Raw genomic sequence first — 15,632 nt, forward strand, 5'->3', positions numbered from 1 at the left:
TTAGAAGTTAAATGTATAACGCACGATAAACCGGTTTTCATTAGCACTGTCGGCGTAGGTGGAGCGGTTTGTTGAATTGCGCCACTGTACCGAGAGACCTTTGATCGGGCCGCTCTGAAGAACATAGGTGAGGTCGGTCATGCGTTCCCATTCCTTTCCGTCTTCGCCCTCTAAGCGCAGACCTGCTGCTTGGCGAGTTGTAAGCAAGGTAGGATCGACATCCTCACCTTTCGCATATTTTACTCCCAGTGTTAGCCCTGGAATGCCTAAAGCGACGAAGTTGTAGTCGTAGCGTGCAAACCAAACTTGTTCTTGCGGAGCGGTAAACGTACTGACCAATGACTCAGCGAAGAGGTAGCTATCTGCACCATTGACCATGGCAAAGGAAGTGCCTCCCCATGCTTTTTGATAACCCCCGCCGATCGTATGACCACCCAGGTTATAAGCAAAGTAGCTGCTGAGAGTGCGGTTATCGACTTCACCTATTCCCTTGTCACCGGTTTCTTTTGCATCGAAATAGCGAATATCGGTAATAAGCGCACCCGTCGATAATGGCTGATTAAGTTTCAAGCCGAAGTAGTTTGTGCGATAAAGGTCTTCCAAATCCGCAATATGATAGCTCACTGCGAGGGTTGGTAGCACCTTGTAGTCAAGTGCGAGGTAGTTGAAGTGATCGGCTTCAACCGCCCGGTAACCGAACGCGGTAAGAGATTGAAAATCAGTGGAGTTGCGTTGCTTCACCGCATTGATGCTATAGGCCGAAATCGTCAAGGGATCAAGGTCGCTGGATACCAGTGATCCCCCCCTGAACACCTGTGGCAGGAGGCGACTGTTATTGCTCCACAGCAATGGCATGAGGGGGCTGATGCCGCCTACCCGCAGTTCGCTTTTTCCCATACGAGCCTTGGCTGTAAGCATGATCTTGCTGTATTCATCTTCTACATTGCGTTCGGAGTCGTACGCGAGAATTCCGGAGCCGGTGCGATCTGGGCTGGAATCCAGCTTGATACCCAGCAGGCCTTGCGCGTCAACACCGAAGCCAACTGTCCCTTCAGTGAAGCCAGACTGTAAGTTGAGAATGAAACCTTGTCCCCATTCATCTCGCTTCGATTGGGTGGCGCCATCGTTACGAAAGTCACGATTATAATAAAAGTTACGTAGCTCCAAACTTCCTTTTGCATCCTTCAAAAAATCGGCCGAGGCGAATGGAGTTGGGAGTGAAACAGCTAAAGCTATTGTTAGTTTTGTTGCTTTTTTCAGCATGACAAACACCATTTGTTTTTGTTATATGCGCAGTAACTTGCCGCTTGTGGAGGGCGGAGACCATATCGCCTTCGCCCAAGCCCGGCTCGCCAGGGCCGAGGCGAGGCGGAAGCAGCAATCGCTCTTCAAGTAAAATCGAGTGGAGTCAGCCAAGCTTCACTCAGCTGAGAACGCCAAAGATTTCTTTGCTCGAGTGGAATCAGCACAAGACTGGTTGATCAATGTCACCGCCACTGCACCGATCAATCCGGCCAAGCCAATGGCCATGAAGTTGTGCTCAAGTGGCAGGTTCATTGACACCAGCCAGCCGATCAGCACGGGCGCAACGATCGCCCCGATGCGTCCGACACCTGACGCAAATCCGACACCCGCCGAGCGTATCGTGGAGGGGTAGAAGTCACCTGCATAGGCATAGGCCAGCAACTGCGTACCCAGTGTGGATGCCCCAACAACGAAGACGACTGCGTACAACAGAGAGACATCGCGTGTATAGCCCATGAGGGTCAGAGCAATGGCTCCGACAATGTAGAAGCTGACCAGAACGTATTTGATGTTGAGCTTATCGGCCAGCCAGCCACCACCTAGTCCTCCAGCGATCGCACCGAGGTTGAATACGATAACGAAATTGAGTGCTGAGCCCAGGCTGAAGCCAGCCATCGCCATGAGTTTGGTTAACCAGGAGTTGAGCGCGTAAACCATGAACAGACCGGTCATGAACGCTGTCCAAATCATCACAGTGCTGAAGCCACGGCCATCCTTGAATAGATTGCGTACTGGAGCGTCCAGCTCAGCCAGAATCGCTAGGTTGCCGGTCATCTCAGTTTGGCTGGTGATATTCAATGTTGGCTCAATACGCAGCGCAACCTTGCGCAGCTCATCTTGACGGCCTTCCTTCAGCATGTAACCGATGGAATCAGGCATGGTTTTCAGGATGAAGGGGATCAGCAGCACCGGTAGTGCGGCAACGTAGAACACCCACTGCCAACCATGGCTTTCAATTAACTGCTTGGACGTAATGGCAACCAAAATGCCGCCTACCGAGTAGCCAGCAAACACCAGAGTGACCAGGCGAGTACGGAGTTTCAAAGGGGCGAACTCACTCATTTGAGCAGTACACACAGGCAATACGCCGCCAATACCCAAGCCGGCGATGAAGCGCATGATGCTGAAACTGACAGGGTCGTTGGTGAAGCCCGCACCGGCTGTGAAAAGGCTGAACAGTGCGACGCACATAGCAACCATTTTCGGACGGCCGATACGGTCGGCAAGTGTTCCAAGGAAGATCGCTCCAAGCATCGTGCCGAATAGGGCGGAACCCGCCATAATTCCTGCGCTAGTGGGGGCAATCTGCATATCTTGCATAATAGCGGGAAGGGCCGCACCGACGATGGCAAGGTCGTAACCATCGATCACAAGAATTAGCATGCACCAAAAAAGTATGAGTCGGTGAAAGCGGTTGAACTTTGAATCGCTGGCGAGCGCGTACACGTTAACTTTCTGCATATTATGTATCCTTCAGTGTTGTTGTATTTATGAAGTGCACATCGATTTTGGCGTGTGATATAGGCCACTTCGTGAGAAGAGCCTCCGAGACTGGCAGTCTGCTGTAAGAAAATTTTGCATTCTTTTCACAGTGCAGCTTGGAATTAGTAAGCTGCTGTCTGTATGCGTAGTGTATTAAGATGCCCTGTTCCATAAGCATCTAAATAGTGTTTCAAGATCGTCAAGTACATAAATGATGAATCATCAAGTCTGTCGAGTAGTGAGCTTAGAACTTTCGCGCATTTCTGACTCTTAATCATCAAGCTTGCTGCTTAGCAATCTCCTGGTTACGCAGGATGAAACGTTGTAGCTTGCCGCTAGGTGTTTTCGGCAATTCGTTGACGAACTCGATTTCCCGGGGGTAGGCATGAGCCGCGAGGCGCTGGCGGACATGTAGCCGCAATGTTTCGGCTAGTTCTGGGCTTGGTAGATATTGCTTGTTTAGCACCACGAAGGCCTTAATCAACTCTGTACGCTGCGGGTCGGGTTTTCCGATTACGGCTGACTCAATTACGGCAGGATGCTCCACCAGCGCGCTTTCAACATCAAACGGCCCTACCCGATAGCCGGAAGTAGTGATCACGTCATCATTACGGCCTACGAAGCTAATGCTGCCATCGTCGTTGAGTTCTGCTGTATCGCCGCTCAAGTAGTAACGCCCCACGAAGGCCTTGGTTGGCATGCCGAAGTAACCACTGAACCAATACTGCGGCGAGCGCTCGCGATCGACTGCCAACGTACCAGGCTGGCCGGGCGGTAACTCCTGATGCTGGTCATCAAGCACTACAATTCGGTGGCCAGGAATGGCGTAGCCAGCAGAGCCTTCACGCACAGTGTGGCTTAGGCCGTGATGGTTGCTAAGCACCATGCCTAGCTCGGTCTGCCCATAGTGGTCGTGGATGACTACACCTAAGTTCTCGGCAAACCAGCGGATAACTTGGGGATTGAGTGGCTCACCGGCGCTGCTAACCACGCGCAATCGATCTCGGATGCTATCTGCGAATTGCATACCCGAGGAGATAAGTAACCTGAAGGCCGTCGGCGAGCCGGCGAGGTTAGTGATTGCATATTTGTTGATTACCGAGCAGGTGCTTTCGACTGAAAACGGGCCATCGTAAAACAGTGTCGAGTGACCCAAAGCCAGTGGCGCGGTGACCGCATAATAAAGGCCATATGCCCAGCCTGGATCGGCGAGGTTCCAAAAGCGATCGTCCTCTCGCAGCTCTACTGCATCGCGTATGTAACCTTTGAAAGCCAAAATGGCCCGCAATGGTACTTCCAGTGGCTTGGCTGGCCCGGTGGTACCGGAAGTGCACATGAGTAGGAACGGGGCTTCGCCGTCCTGAAGCAACGGCTCGCAGTCGTTGCTCTGGCGCTGCAGGGTACTCCAAAAATCATAATCGCCGATGCATTGTGGATCAGCGCCAACAGTGATCACGGTCGGGCAGCCAATGACGTCGTCTAGTTTGGATCGGTTGCGGGTGTCTGTGACAACCCATCGTGCGCTAGAACACTCCAGTCGTTGCTCGATCGCCTTCGGCCCGAACGCGGTGAACAGCGGTTGGTAGACTGCCCCAACCCTCCAAGTTCCAAGGATAGTGATCAAGAGCTCGACAGTTCGCGGCAAAAGCCCTGCGACTCGGTCTCCAGGTCGCACACCCTGCTCATGGAGGAAATTGCCGAATCGAGCGGCCTGATCCTGTAGCTCGCGGAAGGTGTACTGCGAGGCGGTACCATCCTGAGCTTCGCAGTATAAGGCTACATCTTGGCCGGCAGTATGTCGGTCACAGCACTCCACGCAGGCGTTAAGGCCGTCCAGACTACCGTGCAGTTCTTGCGCGGCGGTTTGCAGGTAATTGAACTGCCTTGCGGCGGTGTGGTAGTCGTACATCCCGAAATCCTGTAATTGTTATTAGTGTTGTTGAGCTCTGATAATAGCTCCGGTTGCAGCGGGTAACTATGTTCTGAACACTCAATCTTTCTGACTGGTTTGGCCAAAAGGTTAAATGCGGAAATGCCTGACACAGCCGTGTAGCTTAATTATGCTTATGCTTATGCTTATGCTTATGCTCATTCGCTTCACTCGGATAGTGTTGCACACCATCGCCGTAACTCTGGCATTGAGATATGCTTGGAGATTGTTAGGTGGCTAGCTAAGCAGTCGTTTGCACTGCCTGATGCTGAAGATATTTTTGGCGAGAATAACAGCCACCAGTACTGTGACACCGACCAGGGGTGCGGTTCAGACAGTTATAATTACATTGTCTTTCATAGAGGGATTTGCATGTGCTGAGTGTATCAAGCCCATATCAAAAAACTGACTATCTTAATCATGATGGTGTAGGCGGTTAGCTGTGTTTTTAGTTTCCGGTGAAACTCGCACTCCTACGCTCCAAGAATGAGTTAACTCCCTCTTTGAAATCATCGCTCCCCAAGATCGGCAGTAGATCCGGTATCAACCGATCTATCGCTATTTGCTCACCATGACTGATGGACAACCGTGCACTTCCGAGAGTCGCCGCGACGCCCAGCGGAGCCTGCTGAGCGATGCGTTCTGCAATTTTCATCGCCTCTTCGAATTGCTGGCCAACAGGGCATACAGCCTGCACCAAACCCATACGATAGGCTTCATTTGCATCAAATTCGTCGCCGGTCAATAGGTAGCGCATCGTGTTACCCCAGCCGATGTTCTGAACGAATCGAACCGTCGCACCTCCCACGGCATAAAGACCTCTCTGCACTTCGATCTGGCCGAAACGACAATTGTCAGCTGCGACCCTAATATCAGCAGCTAGCATTAACTCCAACGCAAGTGTGTAGCAGATTCCATGCGCCGCCACGACAATGGGCTTGCTTACCCGGTGTGCCTGATTTAGGCCAAAAGGATCGCAGGCCCCTGCTGGAAGCTCAGGAAAGCACCCCTTATCGAACTGACCGACCCACTGCTCCAGTTCCAAACCAGCGGTGAAGTTTTTCCCTTCGCCATATAGCACGCCGCAGCGTAGTGTTGGGTCTGCATCCAAGACACCGTATGCCACGGCCAGCTCGATATAAAGCTCGATGTCCATCGCGTTCGATTTTTCAGGGCGATTTAACCCGATGCACAGCACCCGCCCCCGCCTTTCAATTTTGATTTTATCGACCATCAAAAACCCAACCCGTTGTCAGAATTTCGTTAATTTGAAACTGAAGCTTTGCAAGGAGAACCATTTTTGCCGCTTGCCCAAATGATCGCTTGCTCCACCAACTGTGAGTAATTCACATCTCGATATGTTTCAGCGTAATGCCCCAACGCAGAATAAAATGCTCGCCCGTTTCCGAGGCAGTGCTTCCATATCATCGGATGATCGATACCCATACTGATATCTTTGCCAGCCATCTTTGGCGAATAGCTTGTTTCGTCGATGCTTAGCAGCACTTCAACGCCTGGACGAGGGCTTTTATCGAATGAATACCACTCATCATCCATAATCCATCTGGAGGGCAGGTGGGCAACTATCGGATCGTCGGGAGATTCGATAACTAAAGTGCCTGGTTGTTTCTGCGGAAACAGCGGATGCCCTTTAAACTGAGCCTTAACGAGATCATTCACATACCAACCCCAAGCGTACTGGGGGTCTCCACCTGAGGCATGCAATGCCACAAACCCTCCACCATTGCTCAGGTAGGTTTTTAAGGCTTGGCGTTGCGGCTCAGTCAGCACATCTCCAGATACGTTATTCCAGATCACTGTCTGAAATTTTCTTAGGTCGTCTGGGTTGTGCACAGCCGCATTATCAGTGTGGTAGAGAGACCAGCCATTTTTCTTCGCCAACAGGCTGAGCATATCATTGGCTGCAGGTATCGCGTCTTTGTGAATGAAACCATTAGTCTTGTCGAACACTAATATTGCTGGTGTATTGATATTCACATCGGTAGGACGATCTTGATCATATTGCGGCTCGCGAAACATTCCTTGCGAACGCAGGAAGAAATACACAAAGGCGCCAACGCAGATCACGATCAGAAACAGAAGGAGCGATAAGCGACGTACAATTTTCATGCATACACCGAGGTTCATAGTTAGATCCGACCTGCCTGATATTCGACCACGGCGTGATCCACGGCTCTGACGGTGAGCGCCATCAAAGTGAGCGAAGGATTCACGCATGAGGCAGAGGTCATGCAGGAGCCGTCCGTTACGAACAGGTTTGGCACCTCGTGACTCTGGTTCCATCGATTGAGGAACGAGTCCTCGCGGTTGTGCCCCATACGTGCCGTCCCCATCTCATGGACACTCGCGCCAGGAGGTGTACCGGAAAATTCTTGAATCATCACCGCTCCGGCAGTTGCCAGCATCTGGTGCGCCTCGGAAACAATATCCTTGATCATGGCCTTCTCGTTGTCCCTATAGACGTAGTCAAAGCACGCCAATGGAATGCCATACGAGTCTTTTTGTGTTGGATGCAGGAACATGTGGTTTTCACGGTTTGGAAGAACTTCACCAAACCCTGCCACATACATGAGCCACGGGCCAGGGCCTTTCATGGCCTCCTTGAACTTCGCTCCGACTCCAGGAATCATCGAGAACTTAGAGTTCCAGCCCAAACGTTGAGCTGCCGCCTGGTAGCCATAGCCACGTAGAAAGGGTTGATCGCTGTTCTGTAAATTCTTGAAACGCGGGATGTATATCTGGTTTGGCCTATAGCCGTAGGGATACTTATCTAGATAACCTGGCATCACTCCTAAAGCGCCATTGCCATAGGTATGATCCATCAGATAGCGTCCCAATACACCACTGGTGTTACCGAGGCCGTTGGGGAACGACTCACTTTTGGAATTGAGCAGGATTTGCGTACTGCCGACGGTTGAGCCGCAGAGAAATATCATCTTAGATGTAAAACTTAGCTTCTGACGGGTATTTGCGTCTATTACTCGTACAGCCGAAGCACGATTGGTTAGAGGGTCGTAATCAATACTCTCTACAACACTATCGCAGCGTATTGTCAGATTGCCTGTAGCCTTGGCGGCAGGCAATGTCGAGACAATACTATTGAAGTATGCTTTGAAGGTGCAGCCACGCTCGCATTTATAGCAGTATGTGCAGGAGCCCCTGTTGTTTTGCGGTTCGGTCTGGATAGCCATACGCCCCATCGTCACACACCGCGAATTCCCATACGTCTCCCTAATTCTAGTGGCGAACACTTTCTCAACATGGTTCATTTCCATCGGCGGTTGGAACTCCCCATCCGGGAGCTGCGGCAAACCTTCTTTCTGTCCGCTCACGCCGATGAATTTTTCTACATGGCTGTACCAGTCCTTAATATCGCTATAGCGAATGGGCCAATCGCAGCCATGGCCATCCGTTTTATTCGCTTCAAAATCCAAATCGCTATATCGATAGACGTGTCTTCCCCATACCAACGATTTTCCACCTAGCACACCGCCACGAGTCCAGACAAAGGGTTTTTCTGGATTGAACGCGTAGGGGTTGGCTTTGTCGTTATTGAAGAAGTGGCGAGTAGTCTCGTCGAAAGCATAAATTTTACTTTGGAAGGGGTACTCAGAGTCGTAAAGATCACGCAGGGGCTTGCCGCCAAAAGGTACCTTCCATGGCGGTTGAAACATTCCCTTGTAATCGACGTCATGCTTGATCTCTCTGCCGCGCTCCAGCACAAGAACTTTCAGACCTTTTTCACAGAGCTCCTTTGCAGCCCAGCCGCCAGTGATCCCTGAACCAATGACAATTGCATCAAAATTAGTCTGCATAAATCACCATTAAAAAGCTGCCGAGCACAGCGCCTCACGCACCGTGGCTGGGAGTTACCAGATGTACTGGCGTCCGCCATTCGCTTGCAAAGTTGCCTCACCGTCGTATCTGCCAGGCACAGGCAGATATTGCATTTCCGTGTTGGAGGCTGCTTCGGAGGTGTAGTAGCCAACCACTACTAACTCCTTAAGCTTGGTGAAGAAAGGAGCCTCTTGGTCAATGGCTCCCTTGCCCATCAAAGTGGCGGGGGTAACAGGTTGTGGATGCGCCTTCGTATATGCTTGTGCCACAGTTTCGGCGTCTTGCAGGCAGGCAAGCTGTTGTGCTGAACTCGAATTCAGGAAGCTTGTTCCAAATTTGTTCAAACAATACTCATCGAGCTCAGTGAGCCCATCAAGGAAGATCGTTCTTTCTCGATGGGTATACCAGTCGGAAACCACACTCTCGATGAAGTTAGGAACATTGGCATCTACTGCCCCAGGTGTATCGGTACGGGGAATAACGATGTCCGATAGCACCGAGCAAAGCTGGGCTTGGTGCGAGTTGAGTGGAAAAGTAAGCGATTGCTTATCGCTCCCCGCCAATGCATTCACCAATCCGCTGGCGGTTATCCCACCCAACAGAGCACATGTGTTTGCCAGAAAATGTCGACGAAGCATTGTTTCATCCCCTTGGAACTGTTTGAAATTGAGTAGCAACGGATTGCGTTAACGCACTCCGGCCTGCCTCAGTCGTGCGGGGGTAAAATCCTGCAGATCGGGCTTCGCGTCGAAGTTGACTGGCGTTTCTTCCTGAGCAAGGGCGTTGATCGTATAGCGTCCAGAGATGAGGTCGTATTGGGCTTCGCCTGCAGTCCACACGATTTGATGGTCGTAGTAGTTGATGATGTAGGTCTCGGCGAGACGCCACAATTCACCTCGGCTATCACGGCTTTCAGCCACCAGTATCTGGTAGGAGTCTTCATCGAAGTAGAAGTCGCGCTGGGAGTAAACGTGGCGCATTCCTGGCTTCAACTTGGCTCGCACATGCCACACTCGGTGCAGCTCATAACGAGTGAGATCCGGATTAACGTGGGCGGTCTGAATGATGTCTTTGTATGTATTGGTGCGAGATGCAAAACGGTAGTTGTTGTACGGGACATACATCTCTTTCTTGTCCAGAATCTCCCAAGTGAAGCGATCCGGGGCACCATTGAACATGTCTACGTCGTCCACCGTCATCAAGCCGCCTGCGGTAGGAGTGTCATAGCCGACAGTGGGGGATCGCCGAACGCGACGTTGACCCGGTGTGTACACCCAGGACTGACGCGGAGCGACCGTCTGGTTGACGGTGTCTTGGATCAGTCGTACTACACCGGCATCGCGCGGTGGGGCCAACGTCTCCTGAAGGTAGTAGAAGAGCATATTCCCTTCAGTTGAGCCGTCGTTACGAAAGTCGCGGTTGTAGAGGTAGATATCCCGGTTTTTGTTTAGGGTATAGCTACCCCCAGCCTGGATATTGGCCCCTGCATTGGTTCGCTGTACTGCATTTCCACGGTAGCGCAGCAGATGGTTCCATAGCACTTCTAAGCCAGACTTCGGTACCGGAAACGGCGTGGCCACCTTCACTTCCGATACACCATTGCCATCCTCTGTCAGCTTAGTGTGCTCGGCATTCACCTTAACCGCGTCGTATACGAATTGCGGGAAGGACGCAGATCTGTGAGTTGGATAGACGTTCATCTTCCAGGTATCGGGGTGTCGGCGCAGCATCGCCAACTGTCCCTCACTGATTTTGTCTTTGTAGCTCTCCGCGTTGGCAGCGGTGATAGTCAGCAGCGGCTTCTCTGCTTCAAATGGGTTCTTGTAGCCCTTTACCGAATCAAAGGCATCCTTGGTCATTGTTAGGCCGCCAGTCCAGGCGGGAATCGTACCATTGGCATTGCCGGCTTTTAGTGCACCAACAGGAGTGAGATCCTTGCCCAGGCGTTCTACATCAGAGGCCGCGAGCACATGGCTACAGGACACCAACACGAGTGCAGCAACAATTTGAGTCTTATAGAATGCATTCATCACTAAACCTCAGAAACTGTACTTGAGATTGAAACTCAGAAAATCGCGGTCACGGTTGTAGCGCCCTCCGCCGTTGAACGCCGTGTAGCTGATGCCGGCACCAATTACTTCTTTATAAGTGGTATCCACTTTTGCGGTGTAAGCGCGTTCGCCTTTGTTGTTAGCGCCGTTACGCCCGTTGATGGCGCTGTAAACGCTTACGCCAGGAGAAACGGTGAATTGCCCGAAGATGTCGTTGTAGGTTAGAGAGCCAGTGGTTGTAGCGCCCCATGAGCTGTTGGTCATGCCGCCGGGCAGGTCTGGGTTGTCAAACGTCTGTTGGGGCAGACTTCCATAGATTCGGTTAGCACTTACTTCGGCAACGATGCTTCCAGAGTCCGCACTCAACACGCCGCTGGGTAACAGATAGATACCGGAAAGAGTTGCTTGTGCCCGATCCCTTTTCACATAGCCAGGGATGTATGTCCCTTCGGGTAAGCCCCCAACCACAGCCGGAGAGATCACAGCTCGAGAGGTGTACTTGCTGACAATCGAATCGGGGCGATAACTAAGCTCACCAGCGACAGCCAACCCATCCAGCGGGCCGCCGTTGACTGTTGTATTGAAGCTGAAGCCGTAGAGATCACGCTTGCCTAAGTACTCAGCAAAGTAGGTCGCGCGATTGGCAAACGGAATTTGGCCAACACCAGGCACTGCCACGATGGATCCCGCTTTCGCGCTCACTACTGGTGTCTGTGTGCTATAGCGAAGGTAATAAAGACCGAAGTCCGATTGGTTCAACTCTGGAGCCGTCCAACGCAGGCTAATGCCATATTGAGCATCACCATCCGGCTCGACATCATGCGAGCGAGGCACAAAAGTACTCATCAGCAGGGACTCAGCGAGAGACCTCGTGCCGGCAGGCACACCATTGAGATAGGCACGCACTTCGTCCGGGCTGTCGAATGCAGTGGATCTACCAAGCAGGCCCGTAACAGACTCTTGGATGGCGGAGACGGGCAGATAATCGCAATCATCGTCTCCGATCACATCAGTGGTCGAGAAGAAGGTTCCGCAGGCGTCCAGCTTCGCTGCTTCCCAAGATGAACTCGGCTGCCAGTAGCCCTCAAGGGTCATGTTCTCGGTCAATTCAAAAGAGAACGAACCCATCAGGGTCGGAAGAAAGGCTTCCTTGATTTCTGATCCAGGTGCACGGAGGGCGCCTACATCATAGGGGTTGGTCGCTGAAATGCCGCCTTGAGCGAATATCGACTCGCCCCAGTTGATGACTTGTCGGCCCAAGCGAGCCGAGAACTGATGATCCCCTAGCTCCCAAGAACCATAAACGAATGCATCAAGCAGATCAGCGCTCGAGCCAGCAAGATCCTCACCATCGTCACTGAGTTCACGTTGACGACGGGAGTCATCCTTTAGCTCGAAATCATAGAACGCGCGACCACGTACAAACACACCGTAATTTTCCTGGAAGCGCAGATCCAGATCTGATACGACTTTGGCCACCTCGGATACCAATTCTCCCTTGCGGAAGTTCAGATCACCGTCGTCATAAACGATGGGGCCATTATCCACACTGCCTCCATTGGAGCGTGCAATCAGCTTCTTTGAGGCAGCCTGCGTACGATAAGTGGTGCCGTAGGAGACCGTAGTGTCGAGCGAGCCAGACACTGTTTCGCCTTCAAACTGGAAAGCGAAAGCTGATCCGCAAGGCGCCAGGCATAGAGCCAATGCCCCAAGAGCCAGACTGGGGCGGGAGTTGCCATGGACTGCCACACGTACTGCTCGGCTTAATTTAGGTGGGTTATGCATCCTATGTCTCACTTGTTTTTATTATTGAGCGCAATCCATGTCTGTATTCGGTCGGCAGGATTGCAGGCGCGTTTCAGCAGCATGAGCCCTCTGTGCTGGCCGGACTCATGAGAGAGCTGAACACTACGTCTCAGGTATGCTTGATCGCATTAACTCCAAAGCACCAAATTACTAGTCTGTATATAAACCATTGATATATATGGTTTATTTGTGCTTTTTAGGGTGTATAAGCGTAACCGTAGTTCTTTTGATTTTTCTGTTAGTGCTTTAGGGTGATTGGCGTACAAGGGGGACTGGCCGCATACTATGAGCTGAGAGATTGGCCGAGCTCGAAACCCTAAAAAATGATGATGGCCTGAAGCGCGAAATCGAGTTCGAGCAGAAGCTTCGCAACCTGTTGGGTGAGTACGGCTACAGCTTGCGTAACATCATCGCCATCCTTGACCCACAAGCTTCGACTCGCAGTGCTCCTGCCGCTGCAGAGTCCAAGGTAGGAACTCGCAAGCCTCGTGACGTTAAGATCTACAAGAACCCGAACTCGGGTGAGCTGATAGAGACCAAGGGCGGCAACCATCGCCAATTGAAAGAATGGAAAAACGAGTTCGGCGCGGACGTTGTTGAGTCGTGGCGCACTCAGTAAGACTGTTTGACTACAAACAATCAGGGCCCTGCGGGGCCCTTTTTTTATGAGATACGGATATGTTCGAATTTCTTAAGGGGCGGATTGAGATAAAGCTACTTGTCTCGGCGTCTCTCTCCTTTGTCTGCCTCTCTGCGATCAAGGTGAAGTTCCCAGTCATTCAGGTTCGACCATAACAATCTTTGAAGATAGCGAAACTACTGCCCTGCGCGCTGTCGAGTCTCATTAGATTGCGCTTTTTTTGCGGCTCATATAATGCGTTATCTCACGCCAAAATTGCTTGGTTCATACGTGGTTGAACGGATGGCAGTGCGTAAGAAAATAGCATAACTTAATGTTTTCTTTAAGCCTATTATGGATAATGCAGGTGGCTATTATCAAAAACTTCCTTCTCGCTGGTTTTCATCAATGCTTGCCTCCCGGATCAAAGCTCATATCGCGCTGCAATATAGTTCTTGGGTTTCTCTAGGGTTTTGCCAATCCACCCGGTAATTCATTAGCCTATCTGCCGCCACCCGAGAAACTTACAGGAGGGCTGAGTTAAGGCGCTATTTAAGACGATATGTGGTGGGTAGGGATATCCTAGGCGAATACTTGTAACGGAGAAATTGGGTCTGCCTCATGTTGAGGCGTTAGGATATATATGTATTATTGGAACATATTGCAACGGAGCAAAGGGTGGACTTCATGAAGCATTGGCTCCACATTATGGTCTTTAGTGCAGTCCCGTTCGTTTACACGGCTCAAGCACAGGACGGTTTCGCCTACACTCCTAAAGGGCCGATCGAAGCCAAGTACCAGGCTGCAGGCCGTTGGGCTGTCACCAAGACAACCACGACCGAACCCTTTGATCGAGAGGGGCACTTGTGTGACATCTTCCGTCCCTTGAGCCTCGGTGGCTCCGCCGGTGACGTTCGCCACCCGGTGGTTGCTTGGGCCAATGGAACAGGCCAACCCGCAAGAAAATATCGATATTTCCTGCGGCACCTTGCATCTTGGGGCTTCATCGTCGTTTCATCACGCGACACTGATACGGCGGATGGTGCCTCGACGACAGATGCTGCGAATTACATTATTCAGCAGGGGCGCATAGCAGGGAGCCCTTTCTGTGGGAAGGTAGATGAAAAAAAATCGGAGCCGCAGGGCATTCCCAAGGCGCTGGATCCGTAATCCGCCTGTTCCAGGATATGCAGGCTCCGTTTTCTGCCTTCGTTGCGATTCATCCTCCGCCGAAATGGTTTACTCGACTGATCAGCGGTGTGACCTTGGTCAGTCTTGGTAATACGAATAAAGGGGCCATACTGCTTATCAAGAGTGAGGGGGATGGCGGGGAGGGGGATGTGAAGCCCTACTACGACGCCATAACCCAAGGTGCCGTAACCAAGGCTTACGGTATTCTGTCACAGGCCCGGCACGACGACATCATGGGTGAGCCCTCTTGCAGCAAAGTCTCCAGCGGGAGGTGTATCACTGGTGTATACGGCTACCTCGGAAATCCCACCACTTGGTTCATGTGGCAACTACAGGGAACTAAAGATGGTGTACGAGCTTTTGGTGACAAGACCGGAGAGTTCGTCCAGCCGGGCTCCGACTGGTCTTCGAACCGGAGCAATGTAGGTGTAGTTGCAACAAGCAAGGAATCTCTCGCACCGTGAGAGAGTTTCTTCCAGGTGGCTATCACACTTTGTTAGTCGGTACGGACAATGACGCCGTACCGACGCGCTGCAAAAGGAAACAGAGTACTGGAGCCGACGTTGCTCGGAATCCAACCCGGTTCTGAGCCGTGTCGCACTACGGACTGCCGAAACAGCCGAACCCGCATCCACAAGCCAATGCTGCTTTATCTACTGCAACGTAACGCATGCGAGCAAGTCAGATTTAAAGTGTGTTTGAAGAGCGACTTTAACTTGAGCGGCTAGAGTTACGCAGCCATCGCGAGTGCATCAAAAGACATGATATCTATTTCAAAACAATAATTTTTGAAACAAGTTCAGCGCTATTTTTTGCCTTCAGCTTTTTCATAAGCCGCCCACGGTGTACCTCTACAGTCCGATGTGAAATATCGAATTTACGCCCTATTTCTTTGCATGTGAGCCCATTGACGATATGAACGGCAATCTCCCGCTCTCGGGGCGTGAGGTTGACGGTCGGACGAACAGCTTGGTCAATCCGCTCAAAATGCCAAACCATGAGATGAAAAGGATCTTCTGGCGTCAACGTGTACCCCTTAGCCCTCGCCCAAAAAACCTCACCGCTCTGATGCTGCATGAAGCGTTCGTCCGAGTACGCACCATTCTGGGCATGCCGTAACCAATTCAGGCTGCGATCACCGATGATCTTAAAGTCCGCCTTAGACGGGTAAAGCTTCAGTAGAAGCTCGCCGAGCAACTCCTCTCGCTTGAATCCAAATAGGGTCAGGAACGCATCATTGAGCTCTAGTATGCACCTATCTCCCGTAATCACCTGCGGTGCAGGAGAGACCTGGAAGGCCAGACGCTCGAGGTCTTGTAGCTGTCGGCGCGTTGGGTCAGTCATCGTTCTCAACCCTGAAATAAGTGGTGGTAGGAGAATCAACTACCTC

At 51.6% G+C, this 15,632-nt stretch carries 12 protein-coding genes; 2 read left to right on the forward strand and 10 right to left on the reverse strand.

All coding sequences use genetic code 11. The features are described from left to right. The 9 genes from QYH43_RS02220 to QYH43_RS02260 form a co-directional block, all read right to left on the reverse strand. Window positions 1-1,263 carry an OprD family porin gene (locus QYH43_RS02220; RefSeq protein ID WP_256352781.1) on the reverse strand — a complete coding sequence of 421 codons (1,263 nt, stop codon included), beginning with the start codon at window positions 1,261-1,263 and terminating at the stop codon, window positions 1-3. Window positions 1,264-1,419: 156 nt separating this feature from the next. Then, window positions 1,420-2,766, reverse strand: a complete 1,347-nt coding sequence (locus QYH43_RS02225; RefSeq protein WP_095152189.1) for an MFS transporter — start codon at window positions 2,764-2,766, stop codon at window positions 1,420-1,422. 298 nt (window positions 2,767-3,064) lie between these two features. After that, window positions 3,065-4,696, reverse strand: a complete 1,632-nt coding sequence (locus QYH43_RS02230; protein WP_218425394.1) for an AMP-binding protein — start codon at window positions 4,694-4,696, stop codon at window positions 3,065-3,067. Window positions 4,697-5,165: 469 nt separating this feature from the next. Then, window positions 5,166-5,951: a crotonase/enoyl-CoA hydratase family protein gene (locus QYH43_RS02235; protein WP_301156108.1), complete on the reverse strand. Its 786-nt coding sequence runs from the start codon at window positions 5,949-5,951 to the stop codon at window positions 5,166-5,168. 29 nt (window positions 5,952-5,980) lie between these two features. Continuing rightward, on the reverse strand, window positions 5,981-6,847 hold the full coding sequence (locus QYH43_RS02240; RefSeq protein WP_218425392.1) for a ThuA domain-containing protein: 867 nt from the start codon (window positions 6,845-6,847) through the stop codon (window positions 5,981-5,983). Window positions 6,848-6,867: 20 nt separating this feature from the next. Then, window positions 6,868-8,553 carry a GMC oxidoreductase gene (locus tag QYH43_RS02245; protein WP_301156109.1) on the reverse strand — a complete coding sequence of 562 codons (1,686 nt, stop codon included), beginning with the start codon at window positions 8,551-8,553 and terminating at the stop codon, window positions 6,868-6,870. A gap of 54 nt (window positions 8,554-8,607) precedes the next feature. Then, complete coding sequence (locus QYH43_RS02250; RefSeq protein ID WP_218425390.1) at window positions 8,608-9,213, reverse strand: gluconate 2-dehydrogenase subunit 3 family protein; 606 nt, start codon at window positions 9,211-9,213, stop codon at window positions 8,608-8,610. Between the two features lie 48 nt (window positions 9,214-9,261). Then, complete coding sequence (locus tag QYH43_RS02255) at window positions 9,262-10,605, reverse strand: DUF1329 domain-containing protein (RefSeq protein ID WP_218425389.1); 1,344 nt, start codon at window positions 10,603-10,605, stop codon at window positions 9,262-9,264. 9 nt (window positions 10,606-10,614) lie between these two features. Beyond that, window positions 10,615-12,411 carry a DUF1302 domain-containing protein gene (locus tag QYH43_RS02260; RefSeq protein WP_301156112.1) on the reverse strand — a complete coding sequence of 599 codons (1,797 nt, stop codon included), beginning with the start codon at window positions 12,409-12,411 and terminating at the stop codon, window positions 10,615-10,617. 319 nt (window positions 12,412-12,730) lie between these two features. Here QYH43_RS02260 and QYH43_RS02265 point away from each other — a divergent pair, with 319 nt between their 5' ends. Together QYH43_RS02265 and QYH43_RS02270 are read left to right on the forward strand one after the other, a co-directional pair. Beyond that, entirely contained in the window at window positions 12,731-13,051 is a 321-nt protein-coding gene (locus tag QYH43_RS02265; protein WP_218425387.1) for a histone-like nucleoid-structuring protein, MvaT/MvaU family, read from the forward strand. 687 nt (window positions 13,052-13,738) lie between these two features. Next, entirely contained in the window at window positions 13,739-14,221 is a 483-nt protein-coding gene (locus QYH43_RS02270) for a hypothetical protein (RefSeq protein WP_218425386.1), read from the forward strand. 789 nt (window positions 14,222-15,010) lie between these two features. Here the strand turns inward: QYH43_RS02270 and QYH43_RS02275 are convergent. Beyond that, a complete protein-coding gene (locus tag QYH43_RS02275; protein ID WP_218425385.1) occupies window positions 15,011-15,586 on the reverse strand; it encodes a LuxR C-terminal-related transcriptional regulator in 576 nt (191 codons plus the stop codon). Window positions 15,587-15,632 lie beyond the last annotated feature (46 nt).

The organism is Pseudomonas sp. C32 (assembly GCF_030417915.1).
Classification (GTDB): domain Bacteria; phylum Pseudomonadota; class Gammaproteobacteria; order Pseudomonadales; family Pseudomonadaceae; genus Aquipseudomonas.

Coding starts and splice junctions, on each gene's coding strand:
- QYH43_RS02220 (WP_256352781.1), bottom strand. CDS start 1,263: ATGCTGAAAAAAGCAACAAAACTAACAATAGCTTTAGCTGTTTCACTC.
- QYH43_RS02225 (WP_095152189.1), bottom strand. CDS start 2,766: ATGCAGAAAGTTAACGTGTACGCGCTCGCCAGCGATTCAAAGTTCAAC.
- QYH43_RS02230 (WP_218425394.1), bottom strand. CDS start 4,696: ATGTACGACTACCACACCGCCGCAAGGCAGTTCAATTACCTGCAAACC.
- QYH43_RS02235 (WP_301156108.1), bottom strand. CDS start 5,951: ATGGTCGATAAAATCAAAATTGAAAGGCGGGGGCGGGTGCTGTGCATC.
- QYH43_RS02240 (WP_218425392.1), bottom strand. CDS start 6,847: ATGAAAATTGTACGTCGCTTATCGCTCCTTCTGTTTCTGATCGTGATC.
- QYH43_RS02245 (WP_301156109.1), bottom strand. CDS start 8,553: ATGCAGACTAATTTTGATGCAATTGTCATTGGTTCAGGGATCACTGGC.
- QYH43_RS02250 (WP_218425390.1), bottom strand. CDS start 9,213: ATGCTTCGTCGACATTTTCTGGCAAACACATGTGCTCTGTTGGGTGGG.
- QYH43_RS02255 (WP_218425389.1), bottom strand. CDS start 10,605: ATGAATGCATTCTATAAGACTCAAATTGTTGCTGCACTCGTGTTGGTG.
- QYH43_RS02260 (WP_301156112.1), bottom strand. CDS start 12,411: ATGCATAACCCACCTAAATTAAGCCGAGCAGTACGTGTGGCAGTCCAT.
- QYH43_RS02270 (WP_218425386.1), top strand. CDS start 13,739: ATGAAGCATTGGCTCCACATTATGGTCTTTAGTGCAGTCCCGTTCGTT.
- QYH43_RS02275 (WP_218425385.1), bottom strand. CDS start 15,586: ATGACTGACCCAACGCGCCGACAGCTACAAGACCTCGAGCGTCTGGCC.